Below are 25722 nucleotides of genomic sequence, written 5' to 3'. Positions count from 1 at the left end.
ATGTAAATTAAATTTTTGGATCATATAGAAACATTAGAATTAGGTGATTTTCTATATATTAAATTTAGGGTAAATGATTTAAAAAGCACTGTTCGTTATGAATAGTGCTTTTTTACATATGTTTCCTAGAGAAATTTATATATGTGTGTGTCATCAGAATAAGAAAAAGATAAGGGAAACTATACTTTTGGCTTAATTTTATTCAAAAATTTACCTTTTATATTGGATAGTTAGATTCTCTAAACTGAGTAGAATATAGTTCATGAGGAATTAATAACAACATAAAGTTAATCAATTTGGAGGATATAATGAATCAAGTAAAATTTATGGAAAACTTAGGGAAAGTTGCAACTGTTACTGCTGTAGCAATGTATGTATCTTACTTCCCACAAATTATGAACAACTTAGCACATCCAGGTACTGGTGATTGGATCCAACCTTTAGTAGCGGCTATCAACTGTACATTATGGGTTTTATATGGTTTGTTTAAAGAACATAGAGATATTCCAGTAGCATTAGCCAATGCACCAGGTATCTTCTTCGGTTTAGCAGCAGCGATTACAGCTCTTATGTAATTTTATATATAAGATTGTCACACTCCCAGACTTAATTACAAATTAAGTTGCTGTTGACCGTTGTTAAATAAATATATCATAATGAATGCATCCCTTGAATTTCTAAGGGATGCATTTTTTATGTAAATAAGAGAGGTTTTTGTGGTTAATAGTACTGACTCTATTAGTGTATATAGACAAATTTTTAATGCCGTTGTGAGTCCTAACTTATGGTTGCCATACTTTCGGGATAGAGGAACTTTAAGCGGTTCTATAAAAGCTGTTGTATTTTATATAGTATTCATGCTATTTATTATGACTTTGGGGAGCGTAAGTGTTAATTTATTAAAACCTGAATCTACAACAACATTAGCTGAACTTTTAATTAATCCTACTCTTGCAATGAATATAGCAGGATCATTTGTAACTTTTGTCGTTATGTCTGTTGTGTTCGTGCCTGTCTTTTTGTTGATAGCAAGAGGGGCTGACGCTGCATTAACATTAAAGCGAGTTTTTATGGTGTATTTATATGCTTATTCAGAAATATTTTTAGTTAAGAGTATAGAGTTATTTATTTTTTCACTGATGTCTGTTTTTGTACTGACAAATATTGTTAATATGGTTTTCGCAGGCGCAGTAATTTTTGGGACAACCTTGACCTGTGGACTTTTACAGATAGTGCTGTTTTTTAAAACGTTTAAAATAGTTCTTGATATTCCGTATCTGACAATATCAGTAGCTGCTGGAATCGGTGCAGGTATTTCTATGTTTACCTTATCTCTATTAGAGAAAATTGGCTTATAAAACTTGGTACTTAATAATTATTGTTAAAATTTTAGGGAGCATATAGCTAATATGGATTATTTCCACTATACATACAAACATAATCATATAGATTTTAGTAGCCATATATATAAGGTTAGTACCTATCATTACAATTGGCATGGAGAAACGGAAATCCTTATCTTATTAAAGGGCCGTATTGAGATGAGCTGTAATAGTGAGGTTTTCACGATGGAGCCACTCGATACAATTATTATTTCTCCTCAAGTAGGACACGCTACATTAGCTTTAGAAGAGGATACAACGGCCCTCGTTATTCATGTAGGGAAGAACTTCTTCCAACAATTTGATCCTAATTTTAGTATGTATCAATTTATGGTTCGATCTGATGAAACGAATCGTTATAATCCATTCTTTACATCAGTGAGATACCATGTAGCCATGATGATGTTGTTAATGGTGGACGGTAAAAGTCCGGCCAATCAGTTGTGGTTAGAGCATCATTACTTAGGCTTAGCTAGTGATGTATATAGCGAGATTGAGGCGGTTAAGTCTATTCATTCAAATACAAAGCCTGCTGATATGAAGGAAGCTGCTTTTGACAAGATGATTGCTTATATTGACGAAAACTATCAGCAAAAAATTGAATTGGAAGATATTGCTAAAATTGGTGGTTATAATGTGAACTATACGTCACAGTTCTTTAAACGCCAATTAGGTGTTTCCTTTTTAGAATATGTATTGCGTTTGAGACTACGGGAGGCTACCGTAAGTTTGGCTAACTCTACAGATAGTGTGGCTCATATTGCCATCAATTGTGGTTTTGCAGATATTAAGGCTTTTAATGTGGCTTTTAAAAAGCATTTTCATACCACCCCATCAGAATATCGCAAGCAAGCAAAAGAGTTGGGACGTAAAACAAAGTTACATGATTGGAAGGAAATCATCTCTACACAAGAAGAGGATATTATGGACCTATTACAATCTTGCTTGCCCTATCAACCTGAAGCTAGAGAAACGGTTGAGTTGGATGAAGCCAATCAAAAGTTAGAGGATGTGAAAGCACAGCTAGAAGCTATTGTTAGTAAGTTGAAGTCATAGTAGTAAAGATCAAATACGCTAGTAAGCAAACAATATTGTCATAATTTCGTAACTGATTTTAGGAATATATACAATCATTAGGTATAGGTAATTTTGTATATTCTAAAGTAATTGATCATTAGACATTGAAAGAGCACTACTTTTTGATAGGTAGTGCTCTTTTTGTGCTTGTATATAGGTGAAATTGTATATTTTGTATGCGTTAAAATATAACCATATAGGTGATTTATTATAGTTCCCTTACACTTTTATCAGAAAAAATCAACTTGTAAATTGGATAGTTATATCCTGAAAAAAGAGTAGAATGAAATCATCGAAAGGAGCTAAGGTTCCGAAACAGAAATAATTGCGTCTTAAATAATGAAGTCCTTTTGGAGGTTTACGATGAGTACGAAAGAACAACAAGTGCAAGAAATGACAAATGTCATCGCAAAGTTCATTGCTTATGTAGCAAAGAAATTACCTGATGATGTGGAAGCTAAAATTAAAGAGCTTGCTGCAGATGAAAAAAATCCATTAGCTAAAACAATTTATGAAACAATGAAAAAGAATCAGGAATTGGCCTTCGATTTAAATCGTCCATCCTGCCAAGATACAGGTGTGTTACAGTTCTGGGTAAAAGTAGGTTCTAACTACCCATTGATCGGTGAACTCGAAGAAATCTTGCGTAATGCTACATACCAAGCTACACAAGATGCACCACTTCGCCATAACTGTGTAGAAACCTTTGATGAATTTAATACTGGTAAAAATATTGGTCGTACAGCTCCGTACATTACATGGGATATCGTACCTGGCCGTGATGATGTAGAAATCTTCCCATATATGGCTGGTGGCGGGTGCTCTTTACCAGGTTCTGGTAAAACATTGATGCCAGGTGAAGGTTACGAAGGTGTAGCTAAATTTGTACTTGATTTGATGACAAGCTATGGCTTAAATGCATGTCCTCCATTATTAGTTGGTGTAGGCATTGCAACATCTATCGATACAGCAGCAGCTATGTCTAAAAAAGCATTGATGCGCCCAGTATCCTCTAAAGCAGATAATGAAAAAGCTGCATATATGGAACAATTGCTTGAAGATGGCATCAATGCATTGCACATTGGTCCACAAGGCATGGGCGGTGATAAATCTGTAATGGGTGTTAACATCGAGCATGGCTCCCGTCATCCATCTGTAATTTCTGTAGCTGTTAACGTTGGTTGTTGGAACCATCGCCGCGGGCATGTAGTATTTGATAAAGATGGTAAGTACGAAATTCTATCTCACAAAGGAGTGACATTCTAATGGCTAAACATATTTTGACAACACCAATTCAAGCAGCTGATCTTGAAGGTATCAAAGCAGGGGATATTATATATTTAAATGGTCATATCACAACATGCCGTGATGTTGCTCATCGTCGTCTTGTTGAATACGGCCGTGAGTTACCTGTAGATGTACGTAACGGTGCTATCTTGCACGCAGGTCCAATCGTACGTGATCATGGGGATGATAAATTTGAAATGATTTCCGTAGGTCCTACAACATCTATGCGTATGGAAAAATTTGAGTACGAATTTGTAAAACAAACTGGTGTACGCCTTATCGTTGGTAAAGGTGGTATGGGTCCTGAAACAGCACGTGCATGTAAAGACTTTGGTGCACTTCACTGTGTATTCCCAGCGGGTAATGCCGTACTTGCTGCTACAGAAGTAGAAGAAATCGAGTCTGCTAACTGGCGTGAACTTGGTATGCCTGAAACCTTGTGGACTTGCCGTGTAAAAGAATTCGGTCCACTTATCGTATCCATCGATGCAGAAGGTAATAACTACTTTGAGAATAAAAAAGTAGAATACAATGCGAAAAAAGAAGAAGTGTTAGAAGAAATCTATAAACACGTAAGCTTCATTAAATAATTTCATTGTAAGAATTAACTTAATAGGGGGATTATACGGATTTTGTACAATCCTCCTTTTTTGTACCCTTTTTTAGGTATATTACACGTATTGGGAGGTATTTATGGATACGAGTGTAATGATAACTCTTGGCTTTTTAGTATTTGCCATCGTCATGTTTGCGTGGGAGAAAATTCCATTGTCTATTACTGCTATGATCGTAGCTGTAGGCTTGCATCTAAGTGGCGTTTTATCTGCTAAAGAAGCATTTGCAGGTTTTGTAGATCCAAACGTTTTACTATTTATGGGCATGTTTGTTATTGGTGAAGCCTTCTTTGCAACAGGTGTTGCTGTAGGTGTAGGTAATGTAGTTCATAAGTTTGCTAAAACTGAAACATCTTTACTTGTTGCAGTTATGATGATTACAGGCATTTTATCTGGTTTCTTATCTAATACTGGTACAGCTGCTGTACTGATTCCTGTAATAATCGGTATTTGCAAAAAAAGTGGTTTTAAACAAACTAAATTATTGATGCCTCTTGTATTTGCTGCAGCTATGGGTGGTAATATTTCACTTATCGGCGCGCCTGGCAATATGATTGCGCAAGCGGGCTTACAACAAGCGGGCCTAGGCTCCTTTGGTTTCTTTGATTATGGTCTAGTAGGTTTGCCAATTCTAATTGTTGGTACTATTTTCTATGCTACAATTGGTAAACGTTTCTTACCAGATGCTCCAAGTCATCAACCTGACGGTGCTTTTGAAGGTAATGATGATTATAGTCATGTGCCGTCTTGGAAAAAATGGACTGCTGCAATTGTATTGATTTTGACAGTTGTTGCTATGATCTTTGAAAAACAATTAGGTGTAAAACTTTATGTGAGTGCCTGGATAGGTGCTCTTGTATTAGTTGCTACTAATGTTATTAGTGAAAGTGCAGCTGTTAGATCTATAGATATGAAAACAATCATGCTCTTCGCTGGCTCTATGGCCCTTGGGGACGCAATGGTTAAAACCGGTACTGGCTCTGTAATTGCAGATCTTATCGTAAACAGCCTTGGTGCTAGTCCATCTCCAATTGTTGTTCTAGTAGTAATCTTTGTGCTTGGTGTATTCATGACGAACTTCATGTCTAATACTGCTACTTGTGCATTATTAGTACCAATCGGTCTTAGCTTAGCATCTCAATTGGGATTCGATCCAAAAGCGGTGCTTGCAGCTATCGTAATCGCTAGCTCCTTAGCATATGCTACCCCAATTGGTATGCCTGCGAATACTATGGTATACAACATTGCTGGTTATAGCTTCATGGATTATGTGAAAGCTGGTTTACCACTTATCGTTGTATCTAGTATCGTGGCACTTGTATTATTGCCAATTTTATTCCCGTTCTAAGTTATTTTAATATAATAATTGCCTAGCGTATAAATGTATGCGCTAGGCTCTTTTTATCTATTTAGTTATGTACTAAACAGGCGTAATATATTAGATGAAGTACTAAAATTGTTAGACATAACTATTAGACATAAGATGTACTTTCATATATAATAGATTACTATAGTTGTACAAATATACATCTACAGTAGACATTTAATATTGAATATTAGATAGCAAGTTTATAGTTATTATATAGTTTTGAGGTGGCCATAGTGCCGAGGAGGCTTTATGTTAAGCGATATTGAGATTGCCCAACAGAATGAAATGGAGAAGATTCAGGTTATTGCCGATAAATGTGGTTTAACACCTGATGACATTGAACAATATGGTCATTACAAAGCGAAGATTTCCTTTGATGCCATTCGCCGATTAGAATCTAAGCCAGATGGTAAATTGGTGTTAGTTACAGCCATTACACCGACGCCAGCAGGTGAAGGTAAATCTACGACGAGCATTGGTCTTGTTCAAGGCTTACAAAAAATTGGTAAAAATGCTATTGCCACATTGCGTGAACCATCTTTAGGCCCTGTATTTGGTATTAAGGGCGGTGCTGCAGGTGGCGGTTATGCTCAAGTTGTACCAATGGATGATATTAACCTCCATTTTACAGGTGATATGCACGCTATCACAGCAGCTAATAATTTACTATCTGCTATGATCGACAATCACATCCATCAAGGTAATGAATTGCAAATTGATTTGCGTCAACTTTCTTGGACTCGTGTTCTAGACATGAATGATCGTGCTCTTCGTAATGTAACGGTTGCTCTTGGCGGTAAAGTGTGTGGTTTCCCTCGAGAAGATCACTTCATGATTACTGTTGCTTCTGAAATCATGGCTATTCTTTGCTTGGCTAAAGATTTAGAAGATTTAAAAGAACGCTTTGGTCGTATCGTTATCGGTTGTAATTTAGCAGGTGAGCCTGTTTATGTTCATCAACTTGGTTGCCAAGGTGCGATGGCGCTTCTTATGAAAGATGCTATTAAACCAAATCTCGTGCAAACATTAGAACACACACCAGCTATCGTTCACGGTGGTCCGTTTGCTAACATCGCTCATGGTTGTAACTCCATCGTAGCTACAAAGCTTGGCCTTAAATTAGGTGACATCGTAGTTACAGAGGCTGGCTTTGGTGCTGACTTGGGGGCTGAAAAGTTCCTAGACATCAAATGTCGTTACGGTGATATCTTCCCTGATACAATTGTAATCGTTGCTACATTACGTGCTCTTAAAATGCATGGCGGTGTACCTAAACAAGAGCTTAGCACTGAAAATGTTGAAGCTGTTACAAAAGGTTTCAGCAATTTGCAAAAAGCCATCGAGAACATGCGTTACTTTAACGTACCTGTCTTAGTGGCTATCAACAAATTTGCTACCGATACAGATGCAGAAATAGCTGAGTTAACTCGTCTCTGCGATGAATTTGGCGTACCTGTAGAACTTAATGAATGTTGGGAAAAGGGTGGCGAAGGCGGCACTGATATGGCGAAAAAGGTCGTGGAGTTGCTTGAAGGTCCAAAACCAACACCTAAATTCGTATATGATTTAGAAGATAGTTTGGAAGAGAAAGTTAATAAAATTGTTAAAACCATTTACGGTGGGGACGGCGTTATCTTTACAGACAAAGCTAAAAAACAAATTAAACAATTAGCAGATTGGGGCCTTGATCGTTTACCTGTATGTATGGCAAAAACACAATACTCCTTGTCTGATAATCCAGCTTTATTAGGTGCTCCAACAGGCTTTACCATCACTGTATCCGATATCCGTGTTGCTAATGGTGCAGGTTTTATCGTATGCCGCACCGGTGATGTAATGGTTATGCCTGGCCTTCCTAAACGTCCTGCTGCTCTTAATATGGATATCGAAGCAGACGGTACAATTAAAGGCTTATTCTAATATAAATTCTTTGTAGTACATATTTTCTTAACTACCTATTGGTAGTGTCTGCTTTCACTAGTTTATATAGTGTGTTACCTGTATATTTTTATAGAAATGACAAAGCGATAACAAGGATATCTTGTTATCGCTTTTACATGAGGTCTTGTTATGAATTTAGTAGAACAACGTGTTATAGATTTTGTAGCTGCTACTGCGTCTAAAGAGCCTACACCAGGTGGGGGTGCCATTGCAGCCTTAACTGGAGCAACTGGTGCAGCATTAGCAGAAATGGTAGCGAACTTAACCTTTGGTAAAAAAGGCTATGAAGAGGTTCAGTCCGAAATGGAAGAACTACAAACTAAGGCCGAAGCGATTCGTAATCGCATGCTCGAATTATCTCAAGCTGATGCAGATGTATTTAATATCTTTATGAATGCCTTAGGTTTGCCAAAGAATACAGATGAAGAAAAGGCTACGCGCACAGCGGCAATTCAACATGCTTATAAAGACGCGGCTATGGTGCCTTTTGAAATCGGTGAATTAGCGTATCAAACCTTTGATTTAGCAGAGTTAGCATCTAAAAAAGGTAATCAAAATCTTATTACCGATGGTATCATTGCGGCTATTAATGCAAGGGCGGCGGTAAAAGCAGCATTTTTAAATGTACGTATCAATTTGTCCGGTATTAAAGATGAGGCTTTTGTAGCAAATGTAACGGCTAAGATGAATGCTATTGAACAAAATCTTGATGCTAAAGAAGCCGCTATTATAAGCTTATACAAATAATAAAAGCTGTTATAATACTCTTTTTTTAATACGTCGTTAAATTATAAAAATGAGAACTCTATTCGTTGAGAATAGAGTTCTTTTTTTAGTGATTAAATTCACAGGGAAAATGTACGAATACTATGTTATAATATATAGATAATTGTAAAAGTATTTTGTGATGCTTTCACCAAAATGAGAATCACAAGTTTATTTTGCAATTAAATGTTTATATAAAGTTATGTATATATGGTATGTTCCCATAAGAAGGGAAGGGCTACATGGCAGAAGGAAAAATTATTGCTATCTCCATTAGTGAGAAAAAAGGGCAAAAGAAACATAATATTGAATCCGCAAATCTTATCGTAGATCATGGTATGGAAGGTGATGCTCACGCAGGCAATTGGCACCGTCAAATTAGTTTGCTTGGCATTGCAAGTATCGACCATATGCGTGCTCAAGGGGCGGATGTAAAACCTGGTGATTTCGCTGAAAATATTACAGTTGAAGGTATGGTACTGTATGAATTGGCAGTAGGTACACAACTACAAGTCGGTAAAGACGTTATTCTTGAAATCACACAAATTGGTAAGGAATGTCACCATGGTTGTGAAATCATGAAACAAGTTGGTTCTTGCATTATGCCGACACAAGGCATTTTTGGTAAGGTTCTTAAAAATGGTACAATTCACGTAGGTGATGAAGTATCTATTATTAAATAATTCTGTATTGGTAAACGAGGTGTGTTATGAAAGACGCATGGGGCCGTACAATTGAATATGTACGTCTGTCGCTGACAGATGCGTGTAATTTCTGTTGTCCCTATTGCCGACCTGCAGAAATTACGCCTCAAAGTCAAACACAACTATTAACTGTTGATGAATGGATGACTATTTTAGAGGCTTTCCATCGGATTGGTGTAAAAGCTGTGCGCCTTACTGGTGGTGAGCCATTGTTATATCCTCATATTGAAGAGCTTCTAGGACGCATTAATGATACAGGTTGGTTTGAAGATATTTCGATGACTACTAATGGTAGTCTCTTGGCATCTCGAGCGCAACGGTTGAAAAAACTCGGGTTAAACCGCGTGAATATTAGTTTAGACTCGCTTGAAAGTGAAGCCTTTGCTACTTGTGTAGGTAAAGAGGGGCAACTTGAGTCTGTACTAGAAGGCATACGAAGTGCTATTAATGCTAACTTTAAATCTGTAAAGATTAATACCGTTTTATCTCGCTACTGGTCTGATGAAGAAGTTAAATCGTTATTGCAGTATGTAGAAAAGTGGCCTGTTGTTTGGCGTTTTATCGAGTATATGCCGTTCCAAGGGGATGCATTCCATGGTCCAACCTTTGATGAGTGGAAGGCTCAATTGGAACGTGTGAGTGGGGGCCCTCTTACAGAGGTTCACTCAATATATGGTTTTGGACCTGCTACGTATTTAGCGTTACCAAGTGGTAAGGCGGTAGGTTTTATTTTCTCAATGTCTCATAGCTATTGTGATACATGTAATCGGGTTCGACTCACATCAGATGGTCAGATGCGCTTATGTTTACTGCGTGATGATGAGGCCGATTTAGTTTCGCTTGTGCGAAATGGCGCTACAGTAGAGGCGTTAGCTGAGCATATTGAGCGTGCTTTACAACGTAAACAAGAACGACATGATGGTATAGGAATGGATCAACCAGAACGTCCAATGTGGCGCATCGGAGGGTAGTATGGGATTTTTTGATTTTCTAAAACCAAGATCAAAAGAAAATATTGAATCATGCTGGCCTGGTGGTAAATTCCTTCAAGTCCATATAGAGTACGATACTGTAAAAGCTGTATTTACCTATTTTGGCCGTTACGGTTTGCAATTTAGTGTACCTAAGGATACTCTAACACATGTCGTTGTTAAAGAGGTAAGTCGTACTCATAGTGTACTTCAACTATATAGTGGTGAAGACTGCGTAGGAACGAGTGATTTACTCCCTACAGAGGCTTGTAATACCATGAAAGATTGGGTGTTACAATATTAATGCACATGTTTTATAGGAATGTAATAAATATTCTTTACATTCCTATAAAAGAGGCATATAATTAGTCGTGTCATGGACCACTAGCTCAGCTGGCAGAGCACCTGACTCTTAATCAGGGTGTCCAGGGTTCGAACCCCTGGTGGTCCACCAAAGAAAAGAGAACTCACAGATATTGTGAGTTCTTTTTTGTTTTATCGAATACAATCATGTTTTGAAACGAATATGGTTTTTATCTTAGTCTAATAACACAAATATTATACATACTAGACGACATGTATATATTGGCTTATTATAGAAATATAGTATATAAGAATTTTTCTCATTAGGAGGTATTCAATGGCAGTAGATATTTCTAGAACACAAGATGTGTATAAAGATGCTGGCCAAAGTGTCAACTTCACAACGTTGTTATTAAACCGCGAGGATCATGATGCAGAGCTTGAAGTGATTCAAGATATGGCAGATAGAATCCAAGCAATTAAACGTTCTGTAAGCATTCGTGCTAATAATTCTGGTTTAGCTATTGCTTTTGGTTTTAGCCGTAAAGCATGGGATTATTTATTCCCTAATGCTCCAGTGCCAAAAGAATTAGAAGATTTTACTGGCATTAAAGGGGATAAACAAGACGTACCTGCTGTACCAGCTGATTTATTCCTCCATGTACGTTCTAATGATGAGTCTGTAACGTATACTGTTGTAGACCAAATTATGGGGTTCTTACGTCCTATTACATCTGTAGTAGATGAAACTCATGGCTTCCATTATGAACAAGGTCGCGCCATCATTGATTTCGTAGATGGTACTGAAAACCCTGTTGGTCAAGAAGCTGTAGAGTGGGGTGTTATTGGTGATGAAGATCCTGAATTCACAAATGGCTCCTATGCATTTGCTCAAAAATATACTCATGATTTAGATGCGTGGCGTGCACTTCCTACAGAAATGCAAGAAAGCTTTATCGGTCGTCATAAGTTTAGCGATATTGAATTAGATGATGATAAAAAAGATCCAGCAGCTCATACAGTTGTTGCTCAAGATAATCGCGATGATGAAGAGCATAAAATCGTTCGTATGAATGTGCCGTTTGCACAACCAGGTCAAGGTGTGCGTGGCACATACTTTATCGGCTATGCTCGTTATTGGGATGTAACTAAAACAATGCTTACCAATATGTTTACGCAAAACGATAAGTTGCTCGACTATTCTAAACCGATTACAGGCATGTTATTCTTCATCCCATCCCTTGATACATTAGATGCGATAGCAGAAGGTGAACTATAATCGATTTGAACTTATAGGTGTTGCCAACTTCAATATTCCTATAATAGGTCAAATAACAGGTTAATTACCTTAGTTACATCTTTATATAATAAAAATAATATATTATTCTATAGAAGCGCCCCTTTTAGGGCGCTTTTATGCTATAATAGTTCTATTAGACTCGAAAAATACATTGTAGTTATAAATGAGGTATTCTATGAATTATACTAGCACCCGCGGTACCGTTGCGGTAAATGAAACATATGCATTGTTGCACGGCTTAGCAGAGGATGGTGGTCTATACGTACCATCTTTATTCCCTACGAACTGCTTAACTTACAATGATGTGAAAGATAAAAACTATCAAGAGGTAGCAGCTGTTGTATTAGCTAAGTTGTTCCCATGCTTCTCTGTGGCTCATTTAAATGAAATGATCAACTCTGCCTATTCTGATGCTAACTTTAGCACACGCGATATTGCACCATTACATTCTATCTTAGAAAAAGTATCTGTCTTGGAATTATTCCATGGCCGTACACAAGCTTTCAAGGATATGGCATTATCTTTATTCCCTTACCTTTTAGTAGCTGCTAAAGAAGCAGAAGGTGAGAAAAAAGAGGTTCTTATCTTAACTGCTACATCTGGTGATACTGGTAAAGCAGCTCTTGAAGGATTTAAAGATGTGCCTGGTACACATATCCAAGTATTCTACCCAACAGATGGCGTAAGCCCAATGCAAGCTGAGCAAATGCAAAAGCAAGAAGGGGAGAACGTTAATGTAACTGCTATTCACGGCAATTTCGACGATGCTCAACAATTCTTGAAACGTTTATTTGTAGATAAAGCTACAGCCGAAGAGGTTGCTGCAAAAGGCGTTATGTTCTCTAGTGCGAACTCCATTAACATCGGCCGCTTGGCACCGCAAGTAGTGTACTATGTAAATGCTTATGCTGAGCTCGTAGCACAAGGTGCTATCCATGAAGACGAAGCTTTTAACGTAGTTGTTCCAACAGGTAACTTCGGCAATATTTTGGCTGCTTACTATGCTAAGAAAATGGGTATTCCTATTGGCAAATTGGTTTGTGCATCTAATCAAAATAATGTACTTACTGATTTCTTTGAAAATGGTACATACGATATGAATCGTCCGTTCTATACGACGATTTCTCCGTCCATGGATATTCTTGAATCCTCTAACTTTGAACGCTTCTTGTACTATATTTCTGGTGAAGACAGTGAACGTACAGCAGGTTGGATGAAAGATCTTAAGTCTACTGGTAAATTGACTGTTAACGAAGAAGAGTTCAAACGCGTTAAAGCTAATTTTGCTGGTGCTTACGTTAGTGATGAAGAAACAAAAGCGATCATTCAACAAGTATACAATTCCTATGGTTATGTAATGGACCCTCATACGGCGGTTGCTATGGGTGCGTACATGAAGGAATTAGAAAAACATCCTGAAGATGGTGCTCGTCATACTGTAATTGCATCTACTGCACATCCGTTCAAATTCCCTACACCAATCTGTGAGGCGTTGGACATTAAGGTGGGCGAGACTCCTTATGAAAGCTTAGATAATATCTCTGCTGTAACGGGTGTGGCGTTCCCTAAACAATTAGAAGCATTACAATCTAAACCATTGCGCTTTACAAAAGCAATCGATAAAGAGAATATGAAGCAAGAAATCTTGGATTTTGTAAATACATTCTCTAAATAATACAATGCCGCCTTTCATTAGAAGGGCGGCATATATTTTGTTAAGGGATAGTATGATTTAGTATATAGGGAGGTAGTATGGCTAAAAAAGGCCTAATGTATGCACTGTTGTCGGCTCTATTGTTGAGTACGATGAACTTGTTTGTAAAAATGCTAGGCTCTAATATTCCGTCTGGGGAAATTGCCTTCTTCCGCGGTTTATTTGGGACCATAGCAGTTCTCATCGTTATGTATACGCAAGGCATTCGGTTCTCTAAAGAGGATAGAGGATATCTTATTATGCGCGGCCTTTACGGTGGCTTTGGTATGGTATGTAACTTTATTGCATTGGTGCATTTAAAGTTGTCCGATGCAACGATTCTATTTCAAACATCTGGCATATTTGTACTTATATTTAGTTCTGTATTCCTTAAGGAACGTGTGCCTAAAGGAGCAGGTAAATGGCTTCTTTTAATCTTTGTAGCCGTAATGGTAATGGTAAATCCATTTAGCTTTACTGGTTTTACTTGGTATGCTTTGGTGGCAATTTTAGGTGCTGCCTTGTCTGCAGGGGCCTATACGACAATCCGATTGATCTCTAAACGTGGTCAACATAGTAATTTTGAAATTATGGCTTATTTCATGATTACTGGTATGATTGCAGGTCTAGTGACAACTGATACATTGGTTATGCCACAAGGTACGGACTGGCTAATCATTTTGGCCATCGGTAGTATTAGCGTGGTGGCTCAGTTCTTCTTGACCGGTGCCTTTGTTACCACAAATGCCGTAGTGGCTCAATTCTTGCAATACGTTGGCGTATTTATTAGTTCCTTCTATGGATTCTTGTTCTTTGGTGAAAGCTTATCCATCGAAACCGTTGGGGCTGGTATTGCCATGTTTGTGTCCTCTGTTATGCTAGCACGCCTTAAAGAGCAAAGTGGTCCTTTGCGTGAAGGCAAGGTTATAGAGGATAAAATTAAATAAATGTCGAATATATACAATATCAAACGTTGTATGACAGTGGGGTGCTGATCACATTCGTGATTGGCACCTTTTAATATATGGATGCGAAAAATGATTTGTGCTAATGTTTTATCGGGGTGTTATTAAAATATACTAGGGCTCTTTCGTTTTGAAAGTAGCTGCAGAAGGAGGGGCTATGTATATAAAATGGATGCATATTGAAAACTACCGTAACTTGGCTGATGTGACCTTAAGCTTTCACAATGATATTAATTATTTCGTTGGTGAAAATGCAGTAGGTAAGTCTAACTTTTTAGATCTCTTAGAAATTGTAATGGAATGTCACGGTTTTAATGAGCATGATTTTACGGATGTACATAAACCGATTCGCATAGATTTTGAACTATCACTTGGTGAATTAAATAATAAAAGTATGTTCACCCCTAATGAGGGGCCAACTTATCGACTGCGATTAGAGCAAGTGGTACAAGAGGTATATCCGCGCCTATATAGCGTGACTGATAAAGGTGTTGAACCTATGGCGCTATCTATGATTCGGCATGCTTTATATATGTGTCATCGAGATACTTCTGAACAAGAGTTGTTTACTATTCCATCATCAGTTTATGTAGAGTTAGGAAAGCTATTAGAGGACTATGTATCTAGATTGGAAATGGTAACCGATGATGTACAACGTGAAATCGTCAGTTTGCGTAAGGATTTAGATCCCTATTGTATGCTCAATATTCAACACCTCATAGAGGTGTTGTCCACTTCGTCTGCAATGGAACGGAAATACTCTTCTGATAATGTGCGTTTAATTATGACCGTGGCCCTTAAGATTTTGGCTCAAATCTATATGAAGATTAATAGCGCTACCACGAATTTAGAGTCCCTTCTTGTATGTGATGAAAAGGGGCGTAAGTATTTACCTATTTTTATTAGTGTCGATGAGCCAGAGTTACACTTAAGTCCGTACTTACAACGAGCCGTGCTAAATTATTATCGCCAAATTGCAACGAATGAAAACGAAGAATTTTTGGCGTTGCTAAGAGATGTATTTAACATTAATGGTCTTTTAGGCCAACTCTTTGTTGTTACCCATAGTACGGATGCGCTAGTTGACGACTATCGTCATATCATTCGTCTGTACCGTGATGAGAACCATATGGTTTGTGCTGCTTGTGGAGTGACCTTTAATTTCCCTAAGGAAGTAGAAAAGCACTTGATCATGCACTTCCCTGAGGCTAAAGAGGCACTTTATGCACGGTGTATCATTCTTGTAGAGGGTGAAACAGAGTATGGCAGTTTTGCTGGCTTTGGGAAAAAATTAGGTGTAGATTTTGATTACTTTGGCATATGTCTTATCAATGCACGTGGTGAGTCCTCTATTAGTAAACTACAAAAACTGTTTAATCGATTTGCCATCCCTACTGTCGCTCTCTATGATCGAGATGTAGAAGGGAAATACGCTAAAGCCCATAGCAATATATTCTATACAGATGAAATATGTTTTGAAATGGACTTTGTTACGCATCTATTATCCTTGCGTAAACGTTCCATTATGGATGCAATTATCAAGGATATAATTGATGATGCAAGGCCAATGGTGACAAAGGATATGGCCCGACGAGGTTATGCTAAGCTAGGAATTACGAAAAACCAAATTGTACAACGATGCTTACCAAATATTTTAGATCGCAAATTAGATGATTTACATATTTATTATTTCTCTTGGTTCTACGCTAACAAAGGTGTTATTGTAGGGCGTCGTATCAGTCAATTCTTAGAGTCCGAAATGATACCGCCGGCATTTGTTGCAGTTATAGAACGGGCTAAAGCTCTTTCCTTAGGTATAAACATATAATAGTATATATAATATATAGGACTATAAATTATTTTTTCTAATTAATAGAGTTTAACCGATGTAGGATTAGACTCTATTTTTTACGTATTTCAAATAAAATTTTGGGAGAAGTATATAATAATATGGTGCGAAAAGTACGCATGATTGCTGGTTTATTACAATAATAGATAGAGTCATGAAAAACTATATTAAATAAATTCGAAAAACTAAATCGAAAATTCTTGACATCTCTTCATCTTTCCTTTATGATTAGTACAGTTATTAACGCATTCTCAATTAAGTGTATCTAGGAGTAGTGAAATGAAAGAATTTTTGAACGATTTTAAAGCTTTTGCCTTCAAAGGTAACATGATGGACCTAGCTATTGGTATGATTATTGGTGCTGCTTTCACAGCGTTGGTAAACTCTGTTGTAAGCAACTTGTTCATGCCTCTTATTAGCTTGTTCACAGGTGGTATTGATTTCAGCAACTTGTACTTGCCATTGAGCGCAGGTTCTAAAGATGCATTCATGGCTGGTGCTGATATCGCTACAGCTCGTGCAGCTGGTTCTGTATTGCCATACGGTACATTCATCACTGACTTGATTCAATTCTTGATCTTGGCGTTCGTTGTATTCTTGATGGTTCGCGCATTGGCTAAAATGATGAAAAACGCGAAAGAAGAAGAAGCTGCTGAAGCACCAGCTACTAAAGAATGTCAATTCTGTAAAACAGAAATCCATGTTGATGCAGTTAAATGTCCTAACTGTACAGCAGATTTGAACTAATTTAAACTAAAATGCTAAATTAAAGGAGTAAGGCTTAGGCCTTACTCCTTTTTGTTGTATTAATTTAGCTTTCTAGTATAAAATATAAGTATAATAATAGAATTCTTATGGGAGGGATGCATATGGAACAAAAACCTCTAGTAGTAGTAAATGGTCTCGTTCGCAAGGATGCGATTGCATATTTAAAAGAGCATGTAGAAGTGCGCCAATGGACTGAAAAGACAGTAATGCCTCGGGAGACATTAAAGGAATGGCTCGTTGACGCAGATGGTTTGTGGTGTGTTCGTCCTTTAGATGTAGATGGTGATCTTGTAAAAAATGCACCTAATTTAAAGGTTATTGCTCAGGCCGCTGTTGGTTATGACAATGTAAATATTGATGAATTAACAGCTGCAGGCATTCCTTATGGCAATACGCCAGGTGTTTTAAATGAAACCGTAGCAGAGCTTGCTTTTACCTTGATTGCCACAGCTAGTCGTCGTATTCTGGAAAATGCTAATTTCGTAAAAGATGGACGTTGGGCGCAAAGACCATCTAACATTAAAGGGTTTGATTTGAGTCGTCGTACCCTTGGTATTATTGGTATGGGCGCTATCGGTGTATCTATTTCTCGTCGTGCTCGTGCCTTTGGTATGACCGTTGTATATCATAACCGTAATCAACGTATAGATGACAAGATTCATAAAATTACGTATATGGAGCTGGATGACTTATTAGCTACTAGTGATGTAGTATGTGTGATGGCTCCATTAACAGACGAAACTTATCACATGTGCGATGATGCGTTCTTCAAAAAAATGAAGAATACTGCACTATTTGTTAACGTTGGTCGTGGTCCTATCGTAGATACGGATGCGCTTATTAATGCACTTAAAACAGGGGAAATCGATTATGCCGCGCTAGATGTTACGGATCCAGAACCTCTACCTGCTGATCATCCATTATTAGAGGTAGAAAACTGCCTTATTGTACCACATATTGGTTCTTACACAGATAGAACTCGTTATGATATGTCTATTTTGACTGCGGACAATATTATTGCTGGTGTTCAGAAGAAACCGTTAAAGACTTGTGTAAACGAAGAAGTGAACTATAAAAAGCCACAAATGGACGTAGAATCTGCATTAGAAGAGCTTAAAAAGGCGGGCGTTGATTTGACTGACTTTGACTAAAATGATAAGACCTTAAAAAATATGCGGTTTTATGCAAAATATGGTAAAATAAAAGAATATTTATCCTATGGAGGTAAGAACGGTGGAACATAAAGACATTGAAAGAACTGTAGCTCCTGAAGAAGTTGTATCTGTTAACTTTATAGAAGCTATCATCAACAAAGATAACGAAACTGGTAAATACGGTGGTCGTGTATTAACACGCTTCCCGCCAGAACCAAATGGCTACTTACACATTGGCCATGCTAAATCTATTTGCCTTAACTTTGGTATTGGCAAACAGTACAATGGCTTAACAAATCTTCGTTTTGATGATACAAACCCAACAAAAGAAGATATTGAATACGTAAACTCCATCATGGAAGATGTAAAATGGCTCGGCTTTGAATGGGATGGCGAGGTTCGCTATGCATCCGACTACTTCGGTGAAATGTACGAATATGCTAAGAAATTGATTACTCTTGGCAAAGCTTATGTAGATGACCAAACTGCAGAGGAAATTAAACAAACTCGTGGCGATTACTCTACACCTGGTATCAATAGCCCTTATCGTGAGCGTAGCGTAGAAGAAAACTTGAAACTCTTCGAAGAAATGAAAGACGGTAAGTACGATGATGGTGAAAAGGTGTTGCGTGCAAAAATCGACATGGCACATCCTAATATCGTTATGCGTGACCCTGTTATTTATCGTATTGTAAAAGCTGAACATCACAATACAGGTAATGAATGGGTAATTTACCCTATGTACGACTATGCTCATCCTATTGAAGATGCTATTGAACGTATTACACATTCTATTTGTACATTAGAGTTCGAAGTTCATCGCCCATTATATGATTGGATATTAGAGGACTGGGACGACACTGAAATTCCACAACAAATTGAGTTTGCTCGCTTAAATGTAACTAAGATGGTTATGTCTAAACGTAAATTGCGCGCTCTTGTTGAGGCTGGCCTTGTAGCTGGTTGGGATGATCCTCGTATGCCTACTATTTCCGGCTTACGCCGTCGTGGTTACACTCCAGAAGCGATTCGTGATTTCTGTGACCGCATTGGTGTAGCTAAGGCTGACAGTATTGTAGATATTGCATTGCTTGAGTTCTGTATCCGTGAGGACTTGAAACTCAAGGCTATGCGTCCGATGGTTGTAATTGATCCTGTGAAAGTTGTTATTACAAACTATCCAGAAGGTCAAACAGAACTTGTAACAGTTGAAAATAACCCTGAAAACGAAGAACTTGGCAACCGTGAAGTTGTATTTGGTCGTGAAATCTATATCGAACGTAATGATTTTATGGAAGAGCCAGTTAAGAAATTCTTCCGTTTGGCACCAGGTAAAGAAGTACGCTTAAAAGGTGCTTATTTCATTACATGTACTGACGTTATTAAAGACGAGAATGGTAATATTACAGAAATTCACTGTACATATGATCCTGAAACTAAGAGCGGCAGTGGTTGCACGCGTAAAGTTAAAGGTACATTGCACTGGGTTGAAGCATCTACTGCAGTAGATATCGAGTCCCGCTTGTATGATTACTTGCTCAAAGAAGACTCTGACGGTAAAGACTTCTTAGGTGACTTCAATCATGAGTCCTTACAAGTATTCAATAGTAAAGGTGAAGCTTGTCTTGCTACAACTGTGCCTGGCGATCGTTTCCAATTCTTACGCCAAGGTTACTTTGTAACTGATAAAGATAGCACTCCTGAACATATCGTAATGAACCGTATTGTTGGTTTGCGCGATAGCTGGGCTAAAGAACAAAAGAAATAATATTGTATTCGTGGTAGCTAACCATGATGCTAAAGAACCGCCCCTCGGTGGGCGGTTCTTTAATACTGTGTTGTTATTAGAGATAATTTGTTCGTAATAGATTATTAGAGACCTTTAACCTATGGTTGTTGTTAGAAATTGTAGCCCATTGTTAGAGTCACCTCTTGTTGTTGTATTGATAATGTATTATGAACATGTTTCGTTGAGGAGAACTATGAAAAAATTAGTATTACTTGCTACGGCAGCAGCTGTATTAGTATCTGTACCAGCTGTTGGTTCTGCAGCGAATATTAAGTCTATTTTGAATAGAAGCCAAACGGTAACATACCAAGGTGTTAAATTGCCTGAAGGTGTTGCCGTGTATCCGAACAATCCTAAAGCTCTATTTGCTGGAGATGCTAAAAAGGATGTAAAGTCTGTTCTTGTTGAAGCAGGTGCAACTTCTGCAGATGTATATACATTAAATATTAAAAACGAAAATGAAATGCATTATGCAGTGTATGCTAATGTAGTATTAGGTAAACAGTTATCCAGTCGCATAAGTGAAACAAAACATGTAAATACTGATCCATCTGCCCTTGGTGCATTAGCAGCTGCTATTAACAAGGGGGATAGCCCGGTACTTGGTACTTTTACAGTAGTAAAACCATTAGTAAAACAAGGTAATGCCTATGAGGGTACATTAAAATATAAAAGCATAGCTAATAATAATTCTTATAATGAAATCTTGCATATTAATCTTTCTGAAGATAAATATACAGGCCCTAATGCACGTTTTATCGCTATTGATGAGGCTAATGATGCTACGGTTTTCCCTAAAGTTAAAGGTTTACTTAATGCCAAAAAATAAATAATTATTGAAAATATATATCAATTATTCTTGACAATTTTTCTCATCAAGAGTACTATGGGCGTATAGGAATTATTCTCATTAGAGAGAATTCTAACGATGTGCAACAGGCAGGTACTATTATGATGAATTCAATTGACCATATCATTGGATATCATTGTGCACCGGCAATTCGAGGGATTAAGCTTTCGAATTTGGTTTCTATTCCACGGGACATGAATGAACAAATCCAATTTGTATTGACAGAATATAATAAAGAGTTCAATGAAAAAGGATTGTTCTTCTTTGAATTATGTCGCTGTAAAGCGCGTAGACTGTTATTGGTATTCCGTGAGAAGCAATTACGAGACTATGTACGGCAACCTGCGGTGATGACATTTTTGAAAGCTTACGGTTATCATGATCGCATGAGCATTATGGAGATGCTTGAGCATTTAAGATATCGTATGGAAGCGAGTATTGATTTTCCACATGAAATCGGCGTATTTCTAGGTTATCCATTAAAAGATGTGAAATATTTCATTTCTCGTCGTGGCAACGGATACCATATGTGTGGAGAGTGGAAAGTTTATCATGATGTGGTAGATGCAAAGCGCTCTTTCTTATGTTACAAAGCATGTCGTAATTTTTGTCAAACTCAATTGATGTTGGGAAAAACATTTAGTTCATTGGTCGCAAGAACGGCCTAGGAGGTACAAGATGATTGGTGTAATTTATTGGTCCGGTACAGGCAACACAGAACAAATGGCTCAAGCAGTAGCTGAAGGTATCAAAGCTGCAGGTCAAGAAGTTGAAGTTAAATCTGTTTCTGAAGTATCCGTAGATGACGCAGCAGCTTACGAAAAACTAGCTCTTGGCTGTGCTGATATGGGTGCAGAACAATTAGAAGAAGGCGAATTTGAACCATTCTATACAGAATTAGAAGCTAAATTGGGTGGTAAAAAAGTAGCAATCTTTGGCTCCTATGGTTGGGGTGGCACTTGGTTAGAAGACTGGGGCACTCGCATTAAAGATGCTGGTGGTGAATTAGTAGCTGATGGCGTAGCACTTTTAGGTGAACCTGATGATGATGGTAAAGCTCAATGCCAAGAATTAGGTAAAACTTTAGCGAACGCTTAATTTGATCTCAACAATATACAAAGGCTGTAATAACGATAAATTCGTTATTACAGCTTTTTTTACATTTATTATATATAACATCAATGTTTCAATTAGAACGAAAAATTTCTTTCTAATGAATACAAAGAATATTTATAAAGCATATATATAAATCCCGATATAGATATGAAGAACACGCATTACTTCTATAGAATTCCATATTATTTATTTTTGCAAGATGTTATCTCTTGCTTATCAAAAAAAATGATAACTAAAAAATAATATGATGAAAAACACAATGTTTATATATGTTCTTCGCTATTGATGAATATGCTTGCATAATTACAAATAACTTTGATGCATATTGTCGTTGCATTTTTGTGCACATAGAACTATAATCAAGTTAGGGAACCTAACAAAAAATTAGGTTGCTACAAAATTAGTTAGAATGAATCTCAACATACTAATTAATTCGGAGGCTGAAGCTTTCAGTCCACAAAATAGTAACCAATACCGATGAGAGGAAGGTTATTTTATGAGTACACTAGAACGATTACAGGTGATAGCTCATGGGTTGGCCGTTCAATTTGGGCCTTCTTGTGAGGTATTGATTCACGACTTGCAGCGTGATATCGATACATCACTTGTATATATTGAAAATGGTACCATAACTAATCGTCATGTTGGCGATGGACCATCTCATGCCGTTTTAGATGTACTAAGTTATGACGACGGTAGCGAAGGTCGATTCGGTTACCTTACAAAAACTAAGGATGGTCGAATATTAAAATCATCTACTATGTATATCCGTGATGATAAGGGGTGCATAGCCTACTTGCTAGGGATTAACCAAGACATAACCGAGCTAGTTATGATGCATCGGGCTTTGGATAGTTTAGTAAATACAGGTCAAGGTGATGCTGGATCTGTTGAAAAAATTACTACAAGCGTGTCAGAACTATTAGATGATTTATTACTAGAAGCAGAACGTTTAGTGGGGAAACCTGGGCCACTCATGAGTAAGGTGGAACGTCTTAAAGCAATTACCTACTTAAATGAAAAAGGGGCTTTTCTTATCTCTAAATCTTCAGAGAAGATAGCAGAGTATTTTAATATTTCTAAGTTTACCCTTTATAGTGATTTAAATACTGTAAAGGAAGAATCCTAGGAGGCAAATATGGAACGAATTCAGTGGAAACGTAATACGATGGCACCATCTAGCGACAAGTTTTTGTCGGTTATGGATGTTAGAGAAATTAAGAAAGCTAAAGCGTTTCACGAAAGTTTCCCGCAATATACGGTAACTCCACTTGTTTCACTTAAAAATTTAGCATCTCATATCGGTGTTGATTCTCTCTTCGTAAAAGATGAGTCCTATCGCTTTGGTCTAAATGCTTTCAAAGTGTTGGGCGGTTCTTATGCGATGGGTAAATATGTGGCTCAACAACTTGGTAAAACAGTTGAAGATGTACCATATGAGGTATTAACATCTGCAAAATTAAAAGAAGAATTCGGCCAAGCTACATTCTTCACTGCAACTGATGGTAACCACGGTCGCGGCGTAGCATGGGCTGCAAATAAATTAGGTCAAAAATCTGTAGTATTTATGCCAAAAGGCTCTACAGAATACCGCAGAAAACAAATCGAAAATGAAGGCGCTACAGTAACAATCGAAGAATTCAACTACGATGAATGTGTACGCCTAGCAACTAAAAAATCTAAAGAAGTTCCAAATGGTGTTGTAGTTCAAGATACGGCATGGGAAGGTTACGAAGAAATTCCAAACTGGATCATGCAAGGCTATGGCACAATGGCTATGGAAACAGCAGCTCAATTAGAAGCTGAAAACTGCAAAGTTCCAACTCATGTATTCGTACAAGCTGGTGTAGGTTCTCTTGCTGGTTCCGTAGTAGGTTACTTCACTAACTTATATAGCAATGCAGCTAAAAAACCTAAATTGGTTGTTGTTGAAGCAGAAGCAGCAGCTTGCTTATACAAAGGCGCTGTAGCTGATGATGGGGAACCTCGCATTGTAGAAGGCGACCTTGAAACAATCATGGCAGGCTTAGCATGTGGCGAACCAAATACAGTTTCTTGGGATATCTTAAGAAACCACGCAGACGTATTCGTATCTGCTCCAGACTGGGTAGCACGTTTAGGTATGCGCGTTGGTGGTGCACCAATAAAAGGCGATACTCCAATTACAACTGGTGAGTCTGGTGCGGTTCCATTAGGTCTTGTAATGGCACTTATGACAATGCCAGAATATGAAGACTTACGCAAAGAGTTAGAATTAGATGCGTCTTCAAAGGTTCTCTGTTTCTCCACTGAAGGTGATACAGACCCTGAAAGATATAAAAACATTATGTGGTACGGTGAAGATCGTTAGGAGGCATTAATTATGGATTTACAAGCAATTAAACAAGCAGCGGCAACTTATGGCCCAGCGATGACAAAATTTTTACGTGAAATTGTAGCTTTCCCTGGTGAAAGTTCTGAAGAAAAAGAGCACGTTCAACGCATTGAAAAAGAAATGAAAGACCTTGGCTTCGACGAAGTTGAAGTAGACCCAATGGGTAACATTCTTGGTTACATGGGTTCTGGTAAAACTCTTATCGCTTTCGATGCTCATATTGATACTGTAGGTATCGGTAACCGTGACAACTGGAACTTCGATCCATATGAAGGTTTCGAAGATGAAACACAAATCGGTGGTCGTGGTGTATCTGACCAATTAGGTGGTATCGTATCCGCTGTATACGGCGCTAAAATCATGAAAGATTTAGGCCTTCTTAACGATAAATATCGCGTACTTGTTGTAGGTACAGTTCAAGAAGAAGACTGCGATGGTCTTTGCTGGGAATACATGATTAAAGAACGCAATATTCGTCCTGAATTCGTAGTATCCACTGAGCCAACTGACGGCGGTATCTACCGTGGTCAACGTGGTCGTATGGAAATCCGCGTAGACGTACAAGGCGTATCTTGCCACGGTTCTGCTCCAGAACGCGGTGACAACGCTATCTACAAAATGGCAGATATTCTTCAAGACATCCGTGACTTGAATGCTAACTCTGCTGATGAAAGCACAGCAATTAAAGGTCTTGTAAAAATGCTTGACCCTAAATTCAACCCAGACCACTACGAAGAAGCTCGCTTCTTAGGTCGCGGTACTGTAACTACTTCCCAAATCTTCTACACTTCCCCAAGCCGTTGTGCAGTGGCTGACTCCTGCGCCGTTTCCTTGGACCGTCGTATGACTGCTGGTGAAACATGGCAATCCTGCTTGGCAGAAATCGAAGCATTACCACATGTTCAAAAATATGGTGCGAAAGTATCCATGTACGAATATGCTCGTCCATCCTGGACTGGTTTAACTTATCCAATCGAATGTTACTTCCCAACTTGGGTAATTCCTAAAGATCACAAAGTAACAGAAGCTTTGGAAGAAGCATACACTAGCTTGTATGGCAACGAACGTATCGGTGCAGAAGACACAGTTGAAATGCGTAAAGCTCGCCCATTGACTGATAAATGGACATTCTCCACTAACGGTGTATCCATCATGGGTCGTAACGGCATCCCTTGCATCGGCTTCGGTCCTGGCGCAGAAGCTCAAGCACATGCTCCTAACGAAATCACATGGAAACAAGACCTTGTTACATGTGCAGCTGTATATGCATTATTACCATCCGTATACTGCAAAGACTAATATCACACATTAATTGAATTAGATCTATTTTAAACGGATATAACTAGAAAATAGTTAATTATTAAGGATTTCATATGGTACCTCACCATTTGATGAGGTACCATATAAAGTTAGATTCTAAGTAGCCCTTTAGGGAATTGAAAGAGAGGACT

General features: G+C 37.9%; 24 protein-coding genes and 1 tRNA gene. All 25 read left to right on the top strand.

Going from position 1 to position 25722, the window contains the following annotated elements; translation table 11 throughout:
• Positions 1 to 308 precede the first annotated feature (308 nt).
• The 25 genes from VRHSUH09_RS09190 to VRHSUH09_RS09070 all read left to right on the top strand — a co-directional run bounded on the left by VRHSUH09_RS09190 (position 309) and on the right by VRHSUH09_RS09070 (position 25570).
• Positions 309 to 575, top strand: a complete 267-nt coding sequence (locus VRHSUH09_RS09190; RefSeq protein WP_009351082.1) for a SemiSWEET family transporter — start codon at positions 309 to 311, stop codon at positions 573 to 575.
• 141 nt (positions 576 to 716) lie between these two features.
• Positions 717 to 1358: a hypothetical protein gene (locus tag VRHSUH09_RS09185; RefSeq protein ID WP_054746889.1), complete on the top strand. Its 642-nt coding sequence runs from the start codon at positions 717 to 719 to the stop codon at positions 1356 to 1358.
• A gap of 51 nt (positions 1359 to 1409) precedes the next feature.
• Complete coding sequence (locus VRHSUH09_RS09180) at positions 1410 to 2438, top strand: AraC family transcriptional regulator (RefSeq protein WP_105081997.1); 1029 nt, start codon at positions 1410 to 1412, stop codon at positions 2436 to 2438.
• 384 nt (positions 2439 to 2822) lie between these two features.
• On the top strand, positions 2823 to 3725 hold the full coding sequence (gene ttdA / locus VRHSUH09_RS09175) for a L(+)-tartrate dehydratase subunit alpha (RefSeq protein WP_054746885.1): 903 nt from the start codon (positions 2823 to 2825) through the stop codon (positions 3723 to 3725).
• Complete coding sequence (ttdB, locus tag VRHSUH09_RS09170; protein ID WP_105081996.1) at positions 3725 to 4336, top strand: L(+)-tartrate dehydratase subunit beta; 612 nt, start codon at positions 3725 to 3727, stop codon at positions 4334 to 4336. The genes ttdA and ttdB overlap by 1 nt, the downstream gene beginning before the upstream one ends.
• Before the next feature lie 103 nt (positions 4337 to 4439).
• Positions 4440 to 5708 (top strand): SLC13 family permease, encoded by a 1269-nt coding sequence (locus VRHSUH09_RS09165; protein ID WP_105081995.1) that lies wholly within the window; start codon positions 4440 to 4442, stop codon positions 5706 to 5708.
• Between the two features lie 270 nt (positions 5709 to 5978).
• Positions 5979 to 7649, top strand: a complete 1671-nt coding sequence (locus VRHSUH09_RS09160) for a formate--tetrahydrofolate ligase (protein ID WP_054746880.1) — start codon at positions 5979 to 5981, stop codon at positions 7647 to 7649.
• Positions 7650 to 7799: 150 nt separating this feature from the next.
• Positions 7800 to 8417 (top strand): cyclodeaminase/cyclohydrolase family protein, encoded by a 618-nt coding sequence (locus tag VRHSUH09_RS09155; RefSeq protein ID WP_105081994.1) that lies wholly within the window; start codon positions 7800 to 7802, stop codon positions 8415 to 8417.
• 260 nt (positions 8418 to 8677) lie between these two features.
• Positions 8678 to 9118 carry an MOSC domain-containing protein gene (locus VRHSUH09_RS09150; RefSeq protein ID WP_009351261.1) on the top strand — a complete coding sequence of 147 codons (441 nt, stop codon included), beginning with the start codon at positions 8678 to 8680 and terminating at the stop codon, positions 9116 to 9118.
• Between the two features lie 26 nt (positions 9119 to 9144).
• Positions 9145 to 10110 carry a GTP 3',8-cyclase MoaA gene (moaA, locus tag VRHSUH09_RS09145; RefSeq protein WP_105081993.1) on the top strand — a complete coding sequence of 322 codons (966 nt, stop codon included), beginning with the start codon at positions 9145 to 9147 and terminating at the stop codon, positions 10108 to 10110.
• Position 10111: 1 nt separating this feature from the next.
• On the top strand, positions 10112 to 10414 hold the full coding sequence (locus tag VRHSUH09_RS09140) for a hypothetical protein (protein WP_009351283.1): 303 nt from the start codon (positions 10112 to 10114) through the stop codon (positions 10412 to 10414).
• 74 nt (positions 10415 to 10488) lie between these two features.
• A tRNA-Lys gene (locus tag VRHSUH09_RS09135) sits at positions 10489 to 10564 on the top strand.
• Between the two features lie 186 nt (positions 10565 to 10750).
• Positions 10751 to 11692: a Dyp-type peroxidase gene (locus VRHSUH09_RS09130; protein ID WP_105081992.1), complete on the top strand. Its 942-nt coding sequence runs from the start codon at positions 10751 to 10753 to the stop codon at positions 11690 to 11692.
• A gap of 196 nt (positions 11693 to 11888) precedes the next feature.
• Positions 11889 to 13388 (top strand): threonine synthase, encoded by a 1500-nt coding sequence (gene thrC, locus VRHSUH09_RS09125; protein WP_105081991.1) that lies wholly within the window; start codon positions 11889 to 11891, stop codon positions 13386 to 13388.
• Between the two features lie 77 nt (positions 13389 to 13465).
• Complete coding sequence (locus tag VRHSUH09_RS09120) at positions 13466 to 14353, top strand: DMT family transporter (RefSeq protein ID WP_105081990.1); 888 nt, start codon at positions 13466 to 13468, stop codon at positions 14351 to 14353.
• Positions 14354 to 14528: 175 nt separating this feature from the next.
• Entirely contained in the window at positions 14529 to 16199 is a 1671-nt protein-coding gene (locus VRHSUH09_RS09115) for an ATP-dependent nuclease (RefSeq protein WP_105081989.1), read from the top strand.
• Between the two features lie 300 nt (positions 16200 to 16499).
• Positions 16500 to 16967: a large conductance mechanosensitive channel protein MscL gene (gene mscL, locus VRHSUH09_RS09110; protein WP_054746871.1), complete on the top strand. Its 468-nt coding sequence runs from the start codon at positions 16500 to 16502 to the stop codon at positions 16965 to 16967.
• 122 nt (positions 16968 to 17089) lie between these two features.
• Positions 17090 to 18139: a 2-hydroxyacid dehydrogenase gene (locus tag VRHSUH09_RS09105; protein WP_105081988.1), complete on the top strand. Its 1050-nt coding sequence runs from the start codon at positions 17090 to 17092 to the stop codon at positions 18137 to 18139.
• 82 nt (positions 18140 to 18221) lie between these two features.
• Positions 18222 to 19910, top strand: coding sequence for a glutamine--tRNA ligase/YqeY domain fusion protein (locus VRHSUH09_RS09100; protein ID WP_105081987.1), 1689 nt, complete (start codon positions 18222 to 18224; stop codon positions 19908 to 19910).
• Between the two features lie 214 nt (positions 19911 to 20124).
• The gene (locus VRHSUH09_RS09095; protein ID WP_105081986.1) at positions 20125 to 20760 is read left to right on the top strand and encodes a hypothetical protein; all 636 of its coding nucleotides are present in this window, start codon (positions 20125 to 20127) and stop codon (positions 20758 to 20760) included.
• A gap of 101 nt (positions 20761 to 20861) precedes the next feature.
• Positions 20862 to 21449 carry a DUF3793 family protein gene (locus tag VRHSUH09_RS09090; protein ID WP_054746867.1) on the top strand — a complete coding sequence of 196 codons (588 nt, stop codon included), beginning with the start codon at positions 20862 to 20864 and terminating at the stop codon, positions 21447 to 21449.
• A 10-nt stretch (positions 21450 to 21459) separates the two neighbouring features.
• On the top strand, positions 21460 to 21879 hold the full coding sequence (locus tag VRHSUH09_RS09085; RefSeq protein ID WP_009351198.1) for a flavodoxin: 420 nt from the start codon (positions 21460 to 21462) through the stop codon (positions 21877 to 21879).
• 514 nt (positions 21880 to 22393) lie between these two features.
• The gene (locus VRHSUH09_RS09080) at positions 22394 to 23026 is read left to right on the top strand and encodes a helix-turn-helix transcriptional regulator (RefSeq protein ID WP_105081985.1); all 633 of its coding nucleotides are present in this window, start codon (positions 22394 to 22396) and stop codon (positions 23024 to 23026) included.
• A 9-nt stretch (positions 23027 to 23035) separates the two neighbouring features.
• Entirely contained in the window at positions 23036 to 24247 is a 1212-nt protein-coding gene (dpaL, locus tag VRHSUH09_RS09075) for a diaminopropionate ammonia-lyase (RefSeq protein ID WP_054746863.1), read from the top strand.
• Positions 24248 to 24259: 12 nt separating this feature from the next.
• Positions 24260 to 25570 (top strand): YgeY family selenium metabolism-linked hydrolase, encoded by a 1311-nt coding sequence (locus VRHSUH09_RS09070; RefSeq protein ID WP_009351064.1) that lies wholly within the window; start codon positions 24260 to 24262, stop codon positions 25568 to 25570.
• Positions 25571 to 25722: the final 152 nt, after the last annotated feature.

The sequence above is a fragment of the Veillonella rogosae JCM 15642 genome (genome assembly GCF_002959775.1).
GTDB classification, from domain to species: domain Bacteria; phylum Bacillota; class Negativicutes; order Veillonellales; family Veillonellaceae; genus Veillonella; species Veillonella rogosae.
This window is presented reverse-complemented; position numbering and strand designations above follow the sequence as displayed.

Excerpts from the sequence above, each read along its gene's own strand:
- VRHSUH09_RS09130 (WP_105081992.1), top strand. The coding sequence starts at position 10,751 with ATGGCAGTAGATATTTCTAGAACACAAGATGTGTATAAAGATGCTGGC.
- dpaL (WP_054746863.1), top strand. The coding sequence starts at position 23,036 with ATGGAACGAATTCAGTGGAAACGTAATACGATGGCACCATCTAGCGAC.
- VRHSUH09_RS09160 (WP_054746880.1), top strand. The coding sequence starts at position 5,979 with ATGTTAAGCGATATTGAGATTGCCCAACAGAATGAAATGGAGAAGATT.
- VRHSUH09_RS09085 (WP_009351198.1), top strand. The coding sequence starts at position 21,460 with ATGATTGGTGTAATTTATTGGTCCGGTACAGGCAACACAGAACAAATG.
- VRHSUH09_RS09165 (WP_105081995.1), top strand. The coding sequence starts at position 4,440 with ATGGATACGAGTGTAATGATAACTCTTGGCTTTTTAGTATTTGCCATC.
- VRHSUH09_RS09150 (WP_009351261.1), top strand. The coding sequence starts at position 8,678 with ATGGCAGAAGGAAAAATTATTGCTATCTCCATTAGTGAGAAAAAAGGG.
- VRHSUH09_RS09115 (WP_105081989.1), top strand. The coding sequence starts at position 14,529 with ATGTATATAAAATGGATGCATATTGAAAACTACCGTAACTTGGCTGAT.
- thrC (WP_105081991.1), top strand. The coding sequence starts at position 11,889 with ATGAATTATACTAGCACCCGCGGTACCGTTGCGGTAAATGAAACATAT.
- ttdA (WP_054746885.1), top strand. The coding sequence starts at position 2,823 with ATGAGTACGAAAGAACAACAAGTGCAAGAAATGACAAATGTCATCGCA.
- VRHSUH09_RS09190 (WP_009351082.1), top strand. The coding sequence starts at position 309 with ATGAATCAAGTAAAATTTATGGAAAACTTAGGGAAAGTTGCAACTGTT.
- VRHSUH09_RS09070 (WP_009351064.1), top strand. The coding sequence starts at position 24,260 with ATGGATTTACAAGCAATTAAACAAGCAGCGGCAACTTATGGCCCAGCG.
- VRHSUH09_RS09120 (WP_105081990.1), top strand. The coding sequence starts at position 13,466 with ATGGCTAAAAAAGGCCTAATGTATGCACTGTTGTCGGCTCTATTGTTG.
- moaA (WP_105081993.1), top strand. The coding sequence starts at position 9,145 with ATGAAAGACGCATGGGGCCGTACAATTGAATATGTACGTCTGTCGCTG.
- VRHSUH09_RS09155 (WP_105081994.1), top strand. The coding sequence starts at position 7,800 with ATGAATTTAGTAGAACAACGTGTTATAGATTTTGTAGCTGCTACTGCG.
- VRHSUH09_RS09095 (WP_105081986.1), top strand. The coding sequence starts at position 20,125 with ATGAAAAAATTAGTATTACTTGCTACGGCAGCAGCTGTATTAGTATCT.
- VRHSUH09_RS09180 (WP_105081997.1), top strand. The coding sequence starts at position 1,410 with ATGGATTATTTCCACTATACATACAAACATAATCATATAGATTTTAGT.
- VRHSUH09_RS09140 (WP_009351283.1), top strand. The coding sequence starts at position 10,112 with ATGGGATTTTTTGATTTTCTAAAACCAAGATCAAAAGAAAATATTGAA.
- VRHSUH09_RS09080 (WP_105081985.1), top strand. The coding sequence starts at position 22,394 with ATGAGTACACTAGAACGATTACAGGTGATAGCTCATGGGTTGGCCGTT.
- VRHSUH09_RS09105 (WP_105081988.1), top strand. The coding sequence starts at position 17,090 with ATGGAACAAAAACCTCTAGTAGTAGTAAATGGTCTCGTTCGCAAGGAT.
- ttdB (WP_105081996.1), top strand. The coding sequence starts at position 3,725 with ATGGCTAAACATATTTTGACAACACCAATTCAAGCAGCTGATCTTGAA.
- mscL (WP_054746871.1), top strand. The coding sequence starts at position 16,500 with ATGAAAGAATTTTTGAACGATTTTAAAGCTTTTGCCTTCAAAGGTAAC.